Annotated in this window: 11 protein-coding genes and 1 tRNA gene; 5 read left to right on the forward strand and 7 right to left on the reverse strand. The window is 54.2% G+C overall.

What is annotated here, in order from left to right; all coding sequences use genetic code 11:
* Positions 1 to 17: 17 nt before the first annotated feature.
* A tRNA-Phe gene (locus tag ACHUEV_RS03075) sits at positions 18 to 92 on the forward strand.
* 371 nt (positions 93 to 463) lie between these two features.
* A complete protein-coding gene (locus ACHUEV_RS03080; RefSeq protein ID WP_394177587.1) occupies positions 464 to 610 on the forward strand; it encodes a hypothetical protein in 147 nt (48 codons plus the stop codon).
* Here the strand turns inward: ACHUEV_RS03080 and ACHUEV_RS03085 are convergent.
* Genes ACHUEV_RS03085 through acsA form a run of 4 tightly spaced genes read right to left on the reverse strand, consistent with a single transcriptional unit; the run spans position 607 to position 5,820 of the window.
* On the reverse strand, positions 607 to 846 hold the full coding sequence (locus ACHUEV_RS03085) for an acyl carrier protein (protein ID WP_394177588.1): 240 nt from the start codon (positions 844 to 846) through the stop codon (positions 607 to 609). The two genes, ACHUEV_RS03080 and ACHUEV_RS03085, sit on opposite strands and share 4 nt — an antisense overlap.
* Positions 847 to 848: 2 nt before the next feature.
* Entirely contained in the window at positions 849 to 2,078 is a 1,230-nt protein-coding gene (locus ACHUEV_RS03090) for a dihydrolipoamide acetyltransferase family protein (RefSeq protein ID WP_394177589.1), read from the reverse strand.
* Positions 2,075 to 4,078 carry a pyruvate dehydrogenase (acetyl-transferring) E1 component subunit alpha gene (pdhA, locus tag ACHUEV_RS03095; RefSeq protein WP_394177590.1) on the reverse strand — a complete coding sequence of 668 codons (2,004 nt, stop codon included), beginning with the start codon at positions 4,076 to 4,078 and terminating at the stop codon, positions 2,075 to 2,077. Before pdhA ends, ACHUEV_RS03090 begins: the two co-directional genes overlap by 4 nt.
* Complete coding sequence (acsA, locus tag ACHUEV_RS03100) at positions 4,075 to 5,820, reverse strand: acetate--CoA ligase (RefSeq protein ID WP_394177591.1); 1,746 nt, start codon at positions 5,818 to 5,820, stop codon at positions 4,075 to 4,077. Before acsA ends, pdhA begins: the two co-directional genes overlap by 4 nt.
* A 309-nt stretch (positions 5,821 to 6,129) precedes the next feature.
* On the opposite strand from acsA, the gene ACHUEV_RS03105 reads away from it, so the two are divergent.
* The 3 genes from ACHUEV_RS03105 to ACHUEV_RS03115 all read left to right on the forward strand — a co-directional run bounded on the left by ACHUEV_RS03105 (position 6,130) and on the right by ACHUEV_RS03115 (position 8,731).
* The gene (locus ACHUEV_RS03105; protein WP_394177592.1) at positions 6,130 to 7,431 is read left to right on the forward strand and encodes a hypothetical protein; all 1,302 of its coding nucleotides are present in this window, start codon (positions 6,130 to 6,132) and stop codon (positions 7,429 to 7,431) included.
* Positions 7,432 to 7,539: 108 nt separating this feature from the next.
* Complete coding sequence (locus ACHUEV_RS03110; protein ID WP_394177593.1) at positions 7,540 to 7,935, forward strand: cupin domain-containing protein; 396 nt, start codon at positions 7,540 to 7,542, stop codon at positions 7,933 to 7,935.
* Positions 7,936 to 7,957: 22 nt separating this feature from the next.
* The gene (locus ACHUEV_RS03115; protein ID WP_394177595.1) at positions 7,958 to 8,731 is read left to right on the forward strand and encodes a ZIP family metal transporter; all 774 of its coding nucleotides are present in this window, start codon (positions 7,958 to 7,960) and stop codon (positions 8,729 to 8,731) included.
* 1,040 nt (positions 8,732 to 9,771) lie between these two features.
* On the opposite strand, the gene ACHUEV_RS03120 is transcribed toward ACHUEV_RS03115, so the two are convergent.
* The 3 genes from ACHUEV_RS03120 to ACHUEV_RS03130 all read right to left on the reverse strand — a co-directional run bounded on the left by ACHUEV_RS03120 (position 9,772) and on the right by ACHUEV_RS03130 (position 14,470).
* A complete protein-coding gene (locus ACHUEV_RS03120; RefSeq protein ID WP_394177596.1) occupies positions 9,772 to 10,644 on the reverse strand; it encodes an NAD(P)-dependent oxidoreductase in 873 nt (290 codons plus the stop codon).
* A gap of 36 nt (positions 10,645 to 10,680) precedes the next feature.
* Positions 10,681 to 12,567, reverse strand: a complete 1,887-nt coding sequence (locus ACHUEV_RS03125; RefSeq protein ID WP_394177597.1) for an acyl-CoA synthetase — start codon at positions 12,565 to 12,567, stop codon at positions 10,681 to 10,683.
* A 112-nt stretch (positions 12,568 to 12,679) separates the two neighbouring features.
* Positions 12,680 to 14,470 (reverse strand): ABC transporter transmembrane domain-containing protein, encoded by a 1,791-nt coding sequence (locus ACHUEV_RS03130; RefSeq protein ID WP_394177598.1) that lies wholly within the window; start codon positions 14,468 to 14,470, stop codon positions 12,680 to 12,682.
* Positions 14,471 to 14,515 lie beyond the last annotated feature (45 nt).

Raw genomic sequence — 14,515 nt, forward strand, 5'->3', positions numbered from 1 at the left:
TAGCAAAACCAACCCGTGCCCGGGTAGCTCAGGGGTAGAGCAGTGGATTGAAAATCCTCGTGTCGGTGGTTCGATTCCGCCCCCGGGCACCATTTAGCTCTCTGATATAATTAGATAAACAGATATAATCGAATATGGCTTGCAGTCGCTGAATTTGAGTTGGGTGTCATTTGGGTGCCGGCTACGCAACTTAACTGTGGCACGGAGCTATTGTTTAGGCAGCGCTCCAAGTATTCTCTCGAGTTCGCTCTGGTTCCCATATCCTAGCCTCGGCAACATCGAAGATAAAATTTCGACACCCTTCCTTTGCGCTGGAACATCTTCTTGTTCGAAAGCCACCTTGATTGCACCTGACCAGCTCACACATGTCGAGAGCGGCGACATCAAGAAATGGGCATGCCTTAGGTGTCCTGGTGGCCGTGGGGGAGTCATAAGTCTTTCGCTTAGCAAAAGCGACTTCTTCGTGGTCGAAGTGCCCGTCTTCGAGGAGTACATCAGCAAGCAACCCGTCACCTTTGCCGAGGATTGGTACGAAGTGCCAAACCAAACGGTATTTCGTGTCGGGCAGGATTACCGGCTTGATATGGAACCTTTGCGCATGCCTGCTTAGCTTGCTCGGCTCGCTAAGTACCGCGCAATGGCGTCAAAGCTGCCCATCTGATCATAATCTGCTTCGGGAATGTCGATTTCGTAGCGTTTGCTCAATGCAGTGACGAGCTTTAGGAAATCCATGGAATCGATGTCGAATTCTTCGCGTAGGTCCGCGCTACGGTCGATGTCATCTAGACCGATATCAGGGGCGATCCGATACAGTTCGTCAGCAAGCGCTTTTTCATGTTCGTTCATCGTTATAGATCTTTCGGATGTTGTAAATGTTTGTCTATCGCCCGCAGGAATAGCGCACCACGATGCCCGTCGCTGACGCGATGATCAGCTGCCAACGTCAGAGTACTGCCTAGGCCCGCGCGGACCTCGCCGTTTTCGATCATGGGCTGCATTCGCGGTGTGCCGATACCGACGATAGCGACCTGAGGCGGATAGATGACGCCATAAAGCTGATCGACACCACGATCACCCAAGCTGGACAATGTTATCGTGCTGTCTGACAATTCGCGGGCCCGAAACCGACCCTCACGGACGCGCGAAACAAGATCGCGTAATTCGGTCATTAGCGTGTCGAGGTCCTTGCTTTCAGCGTCGAATAACGCAGGCGCAACTAATCCACCTCCACGGATATTTATCGCCATACCGAGGTGGACGGCATCGCTCGCGACGAACTCTCCGTTGGTGAAGTGCCCGTTGAATTCGGTGTATTTTTTAAGTGCCTTGGCAATGGCTTTGGCGAACACCACACCTATTAAAAGCCGGCTTTCTGGATCACGGTCAGCGTTTATTTCAGTTACATAAGCATCTGCCGCACTCAGGTCTATTTGATGCGACAAATAGTAGTGTGGGATTTCGCGTTTAGACCGGGACATCGCAGCGGCGATGGCGGACCGCATATCAAATGGCGCGGCTTGTTGCGCACTGCCAAGCGCCTCGACATCTGCAAGGGACACAACACCGCCTGCGCCTGCCGTGATGGTCGCAATGTCGATCCCGCGCTGTGCTGCCAGCCGACGTGCAGCTGGCGAAACCTGCGGTCGTTGGCCCTGCATGGGTGGTTCGATCTCAGGCATTGGGGTTGGTTCGGGAAATTCCGGCTCTGGGATTTGCGGCGTTGGGTCAACAAAGGGCTCATCTTCCAACGGTGTAGGTTCTGGCTGGGGTTCATCCGGAATGGGTTCTTCGGGGGGCGTGGGTTGTGGCGGTGTTGGCTCTGGTATGTCCTGCGCCGCCGATCCCGCAGCGCGGATCATCGCGAGCGGCGTGCCCACAGGCACGCGCGTGCCGATATCGACCAACCATTTATCTAAAATGCCTTCTTCGAACACTTCCATTTCAATCACACCTTTCTGGGTTTCCACAGCCCCGATGACATCGCCGCGCTTAATAGGTTCGCCTGCGGCAATCAGTTGTTCGACAAGTGTCCCGGCCTCCATATCCGCGCCGAGCGATGGCATGACAAAGGCGCTCATGGTTTTGCCCTCATCACGTTTTTGGCTGCGGCGACGATCTTGTCGGTTTGCGGAATAGCGGCACGTTCAAGATGCTGCGCATAGGGGATCGGCACCTCTTCGCTGCAAACACGGGCCAGTGGCGCATCAAGATCAAAAAACGCCTCCTCCGCCAGACGCATCCCGATTTCAGCAGCTAGGCTTCCTGACCGCCATCCTTCATCCACGATCAAAGCACGATGGGTTTTGCGAACGGAGGCTAGGATCGTGTCCATATCAAGCGGCCGCAAACTGCGCAGATCAATTACATCGGCAGAGATGCCGTCGTACAAAAGGGCGCGCGCGGCTTCGATGGTTTTGTCGACAGAGCCACCGTAGGTAATCAGGGTCAGATCATCGCCCACATGGCGCAATGCAGCGTGATCAATGTCAACTGGCCCCGTATTTTCGGCAAGGCTCCCTTCTTTGTTGTAGAGCATGACATTTTCAAAAATCAGAACCGGGTCCGGCTCCTGCAAGGCGGTCCATAGCATCCCACGCGCATCTTCGAGCGTTGCAGGCGCCAAAACGCGAAGTCCGGGAATATGGGCATACCATCCCTCGAGGCTATGAGAATGCTGCGCGGCCAATTGTTTGCCCGCACCGGTCGCCATTCGAATGACGACAGGCACACCGAATTGATTGTTCGACATATGCCGCATTGTGGCGGCTGTGTTCAGGATTTGGTCAAGCGCCAGCAGTGAGAAGTTGACTGTCATCAGCTCAACAATCGGTCGCATCCCGGCCATTGCAGCGCCAATGCCTGCGCCCGTAAAGCCGGACTCTGATAGCGGGGTGTCACGGATGCGATCCGGTCCAAACTGGTCAAGCAACCCCTTGCTGACTGCGTAGCAACCGCCGTAGCGACCAACGTCTTCACCCATAAGAAATACACGATCATCGCGGGTCATTGCGTCAACGATCCCTGCTTTGACGGCTTCTCGGTAGGTTGTTGTGATCAGTTTACCGGGCTCAATGCGCGCGGGCGGTTTGGGCCGATCTGGGGCCATCACGTAACGCGTTAGACTATCAACAGGTTCATCATTGGCCGCTTCGGCAAAGGAAACGGCATCAGCAATCTCTGCATCGACCTCTTTCGTGATTTCATCCACTTCGTCAGCATGTAGTAATCGCGCCTCTTTTAGCCACGCTTGGAACCTAACAATCGGGCCACGTTTACGCCATTCAGCTACTTCTTCTTTGGACCGATAAAGCTGTGCGTCGAACATCGAATGGGCGCGGAACCGATAGGTCTGGCATTCCAGAAAATACGGCTTGCCTGTTTCGGCAATGGATTTGAGCGCCTTTCGCCCGGCCGCCTCTGTCGCGACAATATCCATACCGTCAACATGCTGCGCCTCGATGTTATAACTTCGGGCCTTAGTGCAAATCTCTGTTTGGGATTCAGTAATGCCGATGGCTGATCCCATGGCATAGCCATTGTTTTCGCATACAAACAAAACTGGCAGGTTCCAAAGGGCAGCAAGGTTCATGCTTTCGTGGAATTCGCCCTCGGCCACGGCACCTTCGCCGAAAAAGCAAACCGTGATCGCATCGGTTTTCGCCATCCGGTCGGCCAACCCAAGGCCAACCGCCATCGGCAAACCGCCACCAACGATGGCATTTCCGCCATAAAAGTTGTGATCCTTGCTAAACAAATGCATCGACCCGCCACGTCCGCCTGCGCAGCCTTCGGCCTTGCCGTACATTTCCGCCAAAATCGGACCCATCGGAATGCCACGCGCCAGCGCATGGCCATGTTCACGATAGGTTGCAACGACGCGGTCTTGCTTTTCCAACAGCGGGATGATCCCAGCGGCGATCGCCTCTTCACCGTCATAGAGATGCAGGAAGCCGCGGATCTTTTGCTGTGTGTATAGTTCTGCACATTTATCTTCAAACCGCCGAATGCGGATCATGTCTTTTAGAAGTGAACGAACATGTGCGTGATCAAGGTGTGGCTTAAGCGATGTTACGGTCATTTCTCGTCACTTTCCAAGGTTGAGATGTCGCCCTCGGGCAGGCCAAGTTCGCGCGCCTTCAAAAGCCGGCGCATGATCTTGCCGCTTCGGGTCTTGGGCAGGTTTTCACGAAATACGATCTCTTTGGGGGCGACCGCAGGCCCCAGCCGTTTACGGGCATGGCCGATCAGTTCTAGCATTAAATCTTCACTGGGTTCATGGCCCGGTTTTAACGCGACATAGGCTTTGACAAGCTCGCCCATGGTTTCATCAGGCACGCCGATCACGCCCACTTCGGCAACGGCTTTATGTTCCATCAAGGCGCTTTCGACCTCGAATGGGCCAATCAGGTGGCCTGCACTCTTGATTAGATCGTTGCTGCGACCGACGAACCAAAAATACCCGTCGGCATCACGCATGGCGAGGTCGCCAGTCAGATACCAACCATCTTGAAAGCACTTTTTATAGCGCGCCTCTTCATGAAGATAATCACGCATCATCGACGGCCAGCCAGGGCGCAAAGCCAATTCGCCCATCGCAAGTGGCTCGGTCAGTTCGGACACGCCCGTGTCAGTGACCTGGACGATACCTGCGTCAATTCCCGGCAACGGCTTACCCATAGACCCCGGTTTGACATCCATTGACGCAAAATTGGCAATCATGATGCCGCCGGTTTCAGTTTGCCACCAGTTGTCGTGAAAGGGCATGCCAAAGGTATCGTTGCCCCAGATCACGGCCTCTGGGTTCAGTGGCTCGCCCACACTGGCCATAAAGCGCAGGGCGGGAAATTTATGTTCTTGCGCGACCTCAGTACCCGCTTTCATCAACATCCGAATGGCGGTTGGGGCGGTGTACCAAACGTTCACGGCCTCAGTTTCGAGCGTGTCGTACCAGCGGTTCGTATCAAACTCCGCCTCATCAACGATCATTGTGACGCGATTGGTTAGCGGGGCGATAATTCCGTAAGATGTACCCGTGACCCAGCCGGGATCGGCTGTGCACCAATAAATATCCTCTGGCCGCAGATCGAGCGCAAAACGCCCCGTAATATGGTGGGCGACGACTGCTTCGTGGACATGAACAACGCCCTTTGGCTTGCCCGTGGTGCCAGAGGTAAAGTGTAATAGCCCTGTGTCTTCGGGATCCATTGGCACGATTTCGAACTTGCCGGATGCAGCCTCCATCAGCGGGGCCAAGTGCTGGGTGTCTTCCTCCTCGCCATCGGTCAGGAATACCTTGCGAAGCTCAGGGAGCCGGTCGCGCAAGCCTTTCACCTTTCGCTTATAAAGGCGCTTGTCCGTGACCAACGCATTTGCGCCGCCGATCTCCATCCGCGCATGGATGGGTTCGGGGCCAAAGGCTGAAAACAATGGGCAGAACACGGCGCCCGCCTTTAGCGTGCCAAGCGCCGCGATATACAGTTCTGGCTCACGCCCCAAAAGTGAATAGACCTTATCGCCACGGGAAATCCCGTTGGCCTTGAGGACATTGGCAAAGCGGTCGGTTTGGTGTTGCAGGTCTGAATAAGTGAAATCTTTGCGCTCGCCAGACTTGGATATCCAACGCAACGCGATCTGCGGCCCGTGCCCGGCGGCGACGTGACGATCGATCGCTTCGTGGCAAATGTTCAGCTTTCCACCGGGCAGCCCACTAATCTCAGAGCGCGCATCCTGCCAAGTAAAGTCAGTCCGGGTCGCCGCATAGTCTTCCAGATTCGCGCGACGCTTCGTCTTAGCATCCTTCGTGATCCGTACGTCTTCCATATACGCGCCACTCCCTTTGCTTCCATATTGGCAAGATAAGCGGCGCAAAACGTTCTTAGCTGATCGAGATCAATCGACCGGAAAATCTAGAAAAAAGGTGTTTGTGAATGCTTTGTTCGGGAATTGGCTGATCCCACGGGGTCACCCCTCATGTTCCACAATCGTCTATCGCAACTATGTCGTGATTTGAAATTTTGACCTCGATCAATGCGGGTGGGGCGTCTGGCAATTATCATTTCGCGCAGACCAGTAGCTCGGTTCGGGGCAGCTTGTGAGTGGTCCCCAATCTAATTTCTGAAGGAGTTAGCTATGATGATCGCAAAAAAACTTATGAGTACATCGATGAAGACAGCCTTGCTCGCGGGGGTTGCAGCTAGTGCGCTTACCTTTGTTGGGCCCGACGTTGCCTATGCGCAAGGTAAGGACGGTGGTGGCAATTCTGAATCGTCTGGTAGCGGTGGCGGTGGCAGCAACAATGCCGGCGGCGATCAAGCAAGCGGACAGCAGGGTGACCGGCCCCAAGGCGGATCAGGTGCTGGTGGAAACAATGCTGGCGGTAGCAATAGCGACGATGTGGAAACCAGTGACGACGATGGTGATGGTCCCCCAGATGGCGCGGGCCAGTCGGGCAATGCACCGACAGGTGATAGTGGCCGACCTGAGGATAAGGGTGGCCAACCAGATGGAGCGGGTGGCGGTGAAGACGACTCTGACCGTCCTGAATGGGCTGGCACGCCAGGTGGATCGGCTGGCCGGGGAGACCCGCCAGATGCTGGCGGCGGCGGTGAGCTTTATGGTGATTTATATATCATTCTTCGTGACGATCAGGGTGTCCCGATCCTAAGCCCAGAAGGTTTCGTGCAGCCGATCGACGCAGATGGCAATCTTATTCCTCTTGATGAAGATGGTCACGCAACAGACGAGTCTCTTGTCCAAGAAGTTGAGTTCGGTCGCCTTAGCGTCAGTCGTGCACCCGATGACGTGCTAGAAGGGCGTAGCGAGGAAGTAATTTACGTCCTCAACAATGCAACCGATGTCGCTTTGGATCCATCCGGTCGAATACTGGTGACAGTTGATGGCGTTACACGTACAATCGACGCGCCACTGGAAAACCTGTCGATCTACATCGCACTGATGACTGATGGATATATTGAAGGTGTCGATAATGATGCGCTCGGTGACCTCGGTTTCCTAGTCGATGGTGAAAAGACAGTCGACGACATGATTGCTGCTGCAAGTTTCCTTGCCGCTGCGTCCGATAAGACGGGCGAGTTGACCTCGGATGAGGTTGCGTATCTCAATCTGATCCTTGGCATTGAGACAACGCAGATTGAAGGATCGAATGTAACCTATTCAGGGGTCGACTATTCGGCTTTCTCGTATGACCGGGAAGACAGCTATGATGGGGTCGTGACAACCATCCTAGTTGAACAAGATGACGGCAGTTGGGTGCCAACCGAAGTTGACGTCTACAACTTTGTCTTTGGCGACGTGACAAATGACACAACCAACGGCACGTTGGATGCCTTCAGTCAGGCAGCCGATGACTCGCGGATGGTGATCAACTACCTCCACGAATACGAGGTTCCGGTTCCTCCGTCGGCTCTTTGAAAACGAACATCAAAGGCCCGAGCATTTTCGGGCCTTTGATTAAGGTCAATGGGTCTAGTGCTGATGACGATATGAATGAACCCGAAAGTTCATAGAGAGGTACAAAGAATGAAGGGTTTTTCAGCCAACATCGAAACACTCACCGAGGAAAACGACGATTTTCGGCGTGTCCTATACACAGGTCATCACCTGCAATTGGTCCTTATGGCCCTGCAACCCGGTGATGACATTGGTGAGGAAATTCACGATGATCGTGACCAATTCTTTCGTTTCGAAACGGGATCAGGTGAAGTTCATATTGATGGCGCAAAAATCCCGGTGAAGGCCGACGACGGTGTGATCGTCCCTGCTGGGGCAAATCATAATGTGATCAATACGGGTACAGAGCCGCTTCGCCTTTACACAATTTATGGACCGCCCGAGCATCTTGACGGCACGGTCAACAAAACCAAATCCGAAGCAGATGCCTCTCACGCGCATTTTGACGGTCGCACGACAGAATGAATCCAAATGTTCAGGTGCTTAGATGAATCTCATCGCACTCGGATTTCTGGGAAGCCTCGCGGCTGGTCTAATGACCGCCGTCGGGGCTCTGCCAATTTTAGTTGGCAAGACAGTCTCGCGCAAAGCGCATGATGTCCTTTTAGGGTTTGCAGCGGGCGTCATGCTGTCAGCTTCTTACTTTTCGCTCATCATCCCGGGGCTTCAAATTGCCACTGACCAATATGGCGAAGGCATGATCCCTGCGTTGATCGCAGTTTGCGGGATAGTTCTTGGGGCCGTTGTCATTCGTGTTCTTGACGAACGCGTGCCGCACCAGCATTTCATGAAGGGGATAGAGGGTCCGCGAGCGGTTTCAGTCAAAAAAATATGGCTGTTCGTGATCGCAATCACTTTGCACAATGTCCCCGAAGGCCTTGCCGTTGGCGTCGGTTTTGGCGGCAGCAACATAGAGGCAGCCACCGCTCTGGCCTTCGGCATAGGCCTACAAAACGCGCCCGAAGGGCTGGCCGTCGCGTTGGCCCTTCGGTCCGAAGGATATGGAAAACGTTATGCCTTTGGGGTTGCCGCAGCAACAGGTCTGGTCGAACCCATCGCTGGGTTAATCGGCGTTATCGCTGTCAGCGCGTCACAACAGCTATTGCCATGGGGGCTAACCTTCGCCGCTGGCGCGATGATCTATGTGATCAGCAATGAAATCATCCCCGAAACGCATCGACACGGCCACCACAAAGGCGCAACAACCGGCCTGATCGTCGGCGTCGTAGTGATGATGTTTCTGGATGTTGTGTTTGGTTAAGCGTCTCTAGCTCGCGCTCAGAGGAATACCCACTAGCAGTCGCTACACTCGCGCCGAGAACAGTTCTTCGTGGTTCACGTTCCGCCGTCCGAAGCAGGTAGGTCGCTCCGACATAAAGAAGCGCATCATCAATTTGCGTGATCCATTGGAGCGCCCAGCGGTGTGTTCGCTGCGGCTGACGCCAGCGCCAGAGCAAGCGCTCGCTGTTCGCTGAAGCCACTACTTAACAAAAGTAAGTAGGTAATAATCCCTGCGGGAAACTTATGCAGCACCATGCCAGTTGCCGATAGGACACCAGTTAAGATGCTGACAGTGAATGTGACCGACTACATTACCCGATCGATCGACGAATGAAACCCGATCCCAAGCATGGCCACAAGGCCGATTTTATATCTTTCTGTGGCTGGCTTATCGCAGACTTGGGGCGTCATAAAACGATTAAAAACGTACACAAGAAGATAGCCAGTCAGCATATCGGCTGGAACACTTTCGCTCAATTGGATGCTTTTTAGTATCAAATGAAAAAATGAAACGGCAATCAAGACACCTACAGCAAAACATGCGAAGTAATCGGCGTTCTGGCGACCCCATTCGCTGAAACGACGTGCTGTGAAAACACAGATGGTCGTGACGAAACCTACAAGAAAACTCGCCCAGATCGCCCTACGTATCTGAGGCCATACTTACACAGATTATGGCTTCGCTATGGTCGTATTAGAGCTTCACGGTTTAGCCAACCTTGCTTGGCCTGTATCTAAAGCTCCAACCAGTTCATGCCGCGCAAGCTATATCTGTTTTGACGTTTCACAGCCCCGCGCCTGCATGCCTTCTTCTGCGACACTGTCTCCACACTTAACCGGAGAAATTGCACTCACGTATTGTACTGAAGTCAGCAAAGCATTTCCTGACGTGCAGCTGTCCAGACCAGACCTTATCGTCTTGGCGCTATGACAACTACCGAGGGTTCACTATGCGTGTAGAACCTACGGGCATTGAGCGATCCAAATCATAGCTACAGAAGGGTTCTTAGGTAAGGACTTTCAGCCCATCGCCTGCAAGCGCTTCAGCAGTGACGACGTGTCCCAGCGTCCTCCGCCGAGTTTCTGGACGTCTTTATAGAACTGATCGACCAATGCTGTGACAGGCAGGCTCGCGCCGTTTTCATCGGCGGTGTCGAGGCAAATCCCAAGGTCTTTGCGCATCCAATCCACAGCAAAACCGTGATCAAAGTGATCGTCTAGCATTGTCTCGTAGCGGTTGGACATCTGCCAGCTACCAGCGGCACCTTGGCTGATGACCTCAACCACCGCACGTCCATCTAGGCCAGCCTTTTGGGCGAAATGCAAAGCCTCTGACAGGCCCTGCACTAGACCCGCGATTGCGATCTGGTTGCACATTTTGGTCATCTGCCCTGCGCCGCTATCGCCGATACGGCGACAGATACGTGCATAGGCGCGGATGACCGCCTCTGCGGCATCATAGCTTTCCTGCGCGCCGCCGCACATCACAGATAGGACACCGTTTTCTGCACCGGCTTGCCCGCCGGACACGGGCGCATCAACAAATGCGATCCCTTTTTCGGCGGCCGCGGCGTGAAGCTCACGGGTGACAGCGGCTGAAACGGTAGTGTGGTCGACAAAGATTGTGCCCGGCTCCATGCCAGCAAAGGCACCATCGTCCCCCAAACAGACTGAACGCAAGTCGTCGTCATTGCCCACGCAGGACATGACCATACTGGCACCTTTGGCGGCTTCACGCGGGGTGGTTGCCAGATGCCCGCTATGCGCGGACACCCATTTTTCGGCTTTGGCCGTCGTGCGGTTATAAACCGTAACGTCGTGCTCTGCTGATTGCAGGTGCCCTGCCATGGGGAACCCCATAACGCCTAGACCCAGAAATGCCAGTTTTGCCATGATGATCACGTCCTTTAAATATGGGCGCGTTTGGCGTTACTCGACGATCTCCCATGCGACCGTATAAGCACCCAACGCTTTTATGATATCTTGATCGTCCACATCGCCTGTTTTTGCAATACGTGCGACAAGACCGCGTTTTTTGTCTTCGGTGACTTCACGGACTTCAGCGGCGACATCTGCCAAGGCTTCGTTGTAAATGCGTGTGATGGCGCGTTTACGCAGATCGGGCTTAAAGATTTTCCCGACAGCTGTCTTTGGGAGCTCGTCCAGAATTTCCAGATACTTTGGGAATGCCGCGCGTTCGTGGATGTGTTCGTTAGCGAATGCGATCAGCTCATCGCTCGAAATCGCAGCGCCGTCCACCAGCTCAACATAGGCACAAGGAATTTCGCCAGCATGTGCGTCAGGCTGACCGATAGCACCGGCAAAGGCGACGGCCTCGTGACCAGCCAACGCTTCTTCAATCTCGGCGGGGTCGATGTTGTGCCCACCACGAATGATCAGGTCTTTCGCACGGCCCGTGATCCACAGATAGCCATCAGGATCAATACGACCTAGGTCGCCAGTGCGCAGGTACTGCGTTTCAGATTTGTCACCCGGATAGAACAGACCTTCGTTCTTGTCGGCTTCGGTGTAGGTTTGACCGTCTGACACACCTGGGTTGCAGACACAGATCTCGCCGATTTCATCAACGCCCACCTGTTCGCCAGTCGCCACAGACATGATTTTGATGTCAGTATACGGGAACGGAATCCCGATTGAACCAACGCGTTTTTCACCCTCAGGCGGGTTAATCGCCACAAGGCAGGTCGCCTCGGTCAGGCCGTAACCTTCGCAGATGGTGACGCCAGCGGCAGCTTCGAACCGCTTGTACAGCTCAAGCGGAAGCGGCGCAGAACCACAAAACGCCAAACGCAAGCTTGAGATATCAGCATCGACCTTACGCTGCATCAATGCGGACATCGCTGTCGGCACCGTGATCATAAAGGTCACTTTGTGTTTTTCGATCAGCTTCCAGAAATTGTCGAACACGCCTTCGCCGCGATAACCTTGTGGGGTTGGGAAAACGACCTCTGCCCCGGAACCTAATGATGCACCCAGCGAAACGATCGTCGCAAAGACGTGGAACAGCGGGAGCGGACAAATCTGAACATCTTCTTCGGTGAACAACAACCGCGCACCGAGCCAAGCGTTATAGACGATTCCAGAATAGCGGTGCTGCACAACTTTTGGCATGCCAGTCGTACCACCAGTGTGGAAATACGCAGCAACCCGGTCAGTCGTACTATCGGCAAACGCAAGCTCTTTGGGCTGCTTGGCGACTTCAGCATTGAAATCCAGAACACGCGCGTCGTGGTTGGTTGGGTTCTTTGGACGGATCAGCGGAACGATGAAACGCTTGAGGCCAGTCAAATAGCGCAGCAGATCCACTTCTAGAACTGTCTTCACATTCGGGGCAAAGCGCACGGCTTCGGCCGCCTTTTGTGCAACATCTGTCTTCGGGAATGCCTTAAGGGTGACCAGCACCTTTGCGTTTGTTTCGCGCAAAATGGCCGAGATTTGTTCCGCTTCAAGCAGCGGGTTAATTGGGTTCACGATCCCTGCGACCTGACCGCCAAGATACGTCAGGATCGTTTCGGTCGCGTTTGGCAGCAAGAATGCAACCACGTCGTTTTCACCAACACCCAGCGAACGGAAAAGGTTCGCCGTCTGTGCGGTCTTATCGCGTAGCTCATTCCACGAAAGCGTTTCGCACTTTGATTCTGGGTCGGACAGCAAGCTATAGCTAACCGCATTCCGTGCACCGTGCTTGGCCGCTGTCTGGCTTAGCAGTTCATATGTCGTCGTGGGCAGCTCGCGCTGATCCCATGGCATTTCATTCTCAATCGCATTCCGATCCGCGACAGTCGCATAAGCCATGCCGGTTCTCCTCCCCTAGTTTTCGCCGCCGGTTATAGGGCGGTCATTGTCTTAGGGCCCAGCGTGGGCAAAGATGCGCCTATTCGCAAGTCTGACGCTGCGAAATTTTGCACTATTCCGCTGCAACCCCATCCGTAAATTGCAATTTAGCAAGACGGGCATAAAGCCCCCCCTGTGCGACAAGGCTATCGTGTGTGCCATGGGCGACGATTTTACCCTCTTCGAACACGACGATACGGTCGGCTTTTTTGACTGTGGCAAGGCGGTGCGCGACAATCAATGTCGTCCGTGTCTTAGCCAATTCATCCACCGCAACCTGCACGGCATGTTCGCTTTCGGCGTCCAGCGCGCTTGTCGCCTCGTCCAACAACAGGATAGGCGCGTCGCGCAAGATCGCCCGCGCAATCGCGATGCGCTGTTTCTGCCCGCCCGACAACATCACACCACGTTCACCGACATAGCTGTCGTAGCCATCAGGCAAAGCAGTGAGGAAATCATGCGCAGCTGCGGCTTTAGCCGCTTCTTCCACCTCTGCATCAGTCGCAGTTGGACGACCAAAGCGAATGTTTTCACGCGCCGTATCAGCAAAGATCACCGGATCTTGGGGAACGAGGGCAAGGTATTTGCGGAACTCAGTGCGTTCCAGATCGCGCAGGTCCTGACCATCCATGCGCACGGCCCCAACTTGCGGATCATAAAAACGCTGCACCATATGGATCATCGTGCTTTTACCAGCACCCGATGGGCCGACAAGCGCAACAGTCTCACCCGGCTTAATATCAAGATTAACGCCATGTAGCGCCGGAATGTCCGACCGGGATGGATAGCTAAAGTGAACATTATCAAACGTCAGCCCGCCCTTCACTGGCGCGGCGACGGCATCAGGCTCTGCTGGGTCTTGAACCGTGTCTTCAATAGTTAGCAATTCAACTAAGCGTTCTGTGGCGCCCGCAGCACGCTGCAATTCGCCCCATACCTCTGACAGTGCAGCGACCGCGCCGCCAACCATAATGGTATAGATCATAAACTGAACCAATCCGCCTTCGGTAGTTTCACCTGTGCGAACATCCTGCGATCCCATCTGCAAGAACATCACAATGGCAGCAAACACCATAAAGATGACGAGTGCAGTCAACAAAGCGCGGGTCATAATGCGGCGACGTGCCGAACGATAGCTTTGCTCCGTCACCTCGTCGAACTTGGCGCGGCTGCGGTCCTCGTGCGTAAATGCCTGTACAGTTTGCGCAGATAACAACTGCTCAGAGGCACCACCGCTCGATTCGGCAATCAAATCTTGGTTTTCTTTGGAAAGACTACGTACGCGCCGCCCCAGAATCATCATCGGAATCAACACCACGGGAATGGGCCACAGCACCATGATGCTCATTTTGACGGAGGTCAGCAGCATCAACACGACGCCGCCCAAGAAAATAAGGATATTGCGCAGCGCAATCGAAGCCGAACTACCGACCACAGATAGGATAAGGGTCGTATCAGTCGTGATGCGGCTTAGGACTTCACCAGTCATTACGCGTTCATAAAACGCAGGGCTCATGCCGATCATACGGCCGAACACGGCCTTGCGAATGTCGGCAACGATGCGTTCACCCAAACGCGTGACCAGAAAATACCGAACCGCCGTGCCCAGCGCGAGCAGCCCCGCGAAGAAAAGCATCGTGGTAAAATGTTGCTCCAACATCGCGCCATCTTCGGCGCTAAAGTTGTCGACGATCAAACGCGCCGCAATCGGCAGCACCAGCGAAATGGTCGCTGTAAAGATCAACGCCAAACCGGCCCCAATGATGTTGAGCTTATAAGGTTTCAAGAACGGCCATAACGCCTTGAGCGCGCTAATTCGTTTTCCTGGTGCGCGTTCTTCAACGACTTTGGGGGATCGGGCCATTACAGTCTCATCTATATTGCTTGCCAAAAGACATAAAACCGCCTG

It is taken from the genome of Yoonia maritima, from assembly GCF_043641945.1.
GTDB classification, from domain to species: Bacteria; Pseudomonadota; Alphaproteobacteria; order Rhodobacterales; family Rhodobacteraceae; genus Yoonia; species Yoonia maritima_B.

Bases quoted from the DNA above. Each gene is read 5' to 3' on its own strand.
- ACHUEV_RS03085 (WP_394177588.1), bottom strand. From the start codon at position 846: ATGAACGAACATGAAAAAGCGCTTGCTGACGAACTGTATCGGATCGCC.
- ACHUEV_RS03090 (WP_394177589.1), bottom strand. From the start codon at position 2,078: ATGAGCGCCTTTGTCATGCCATCGCTCGGCGCGGATATGGAGGCCGGG.
- pdhA (WP_394177590.1), bottom strand. From the start codon at position 4,078: ATGACCGTAACATCGCTTAAGCCACACCTTGATCACGCACATGTTCGT.
- acsA (WP_394177591.1), bottom strand. From the start codon at position 5,820: ATGGAAGACGTACGGATCACGAAGGATGCTAAGACGAAGCGTCGCGCG.
- ACHUEV_RS03105 (WP_394177592.1), top strand. From the start codon at position 6,130: ATGATGATCGCAAAAAAACTTATGAGTACATCGATGAAGACAGCCTTG.
- ACHUEV_RS03110 (WP_394177593.1), top strand. From the start codon at position 7,540: ATGAAGGGTTTTTCAGCCAACATCGAAACACTCACCGAGGAAAACGAC.
- ACHUEV_RS03115 (WP_394177595.1), top strand. From the start codon at position 7,958: ATGAATCTCATCGCACTCGGATTTCTGGGAAGCCTCGCGGCTGGTCTA.
- ACHUEV_RS03120 (WP_394177596.1), bottom strand. From the start codon at position 10,644: ATGGCAAAACTGGCATTTCTGGGTCTAGGCGTTATGGGGTTCCCCATG.
- ACHUEV_RS03125 (WP_394177597.1), bottom strand. From the start codon at position 12,567: ATGGCTTATGCGACTGTCGCGGATCGGAATGCGATTGAGAATGAAATG.
- ACHUEV_RS03130 (WP_394177598.1), bottom strand. From the start codon at position 14,470: ATGGCCCGATCCCCCAAAGTCGTTGAAGAACGCGCACCAGGAAAACGA.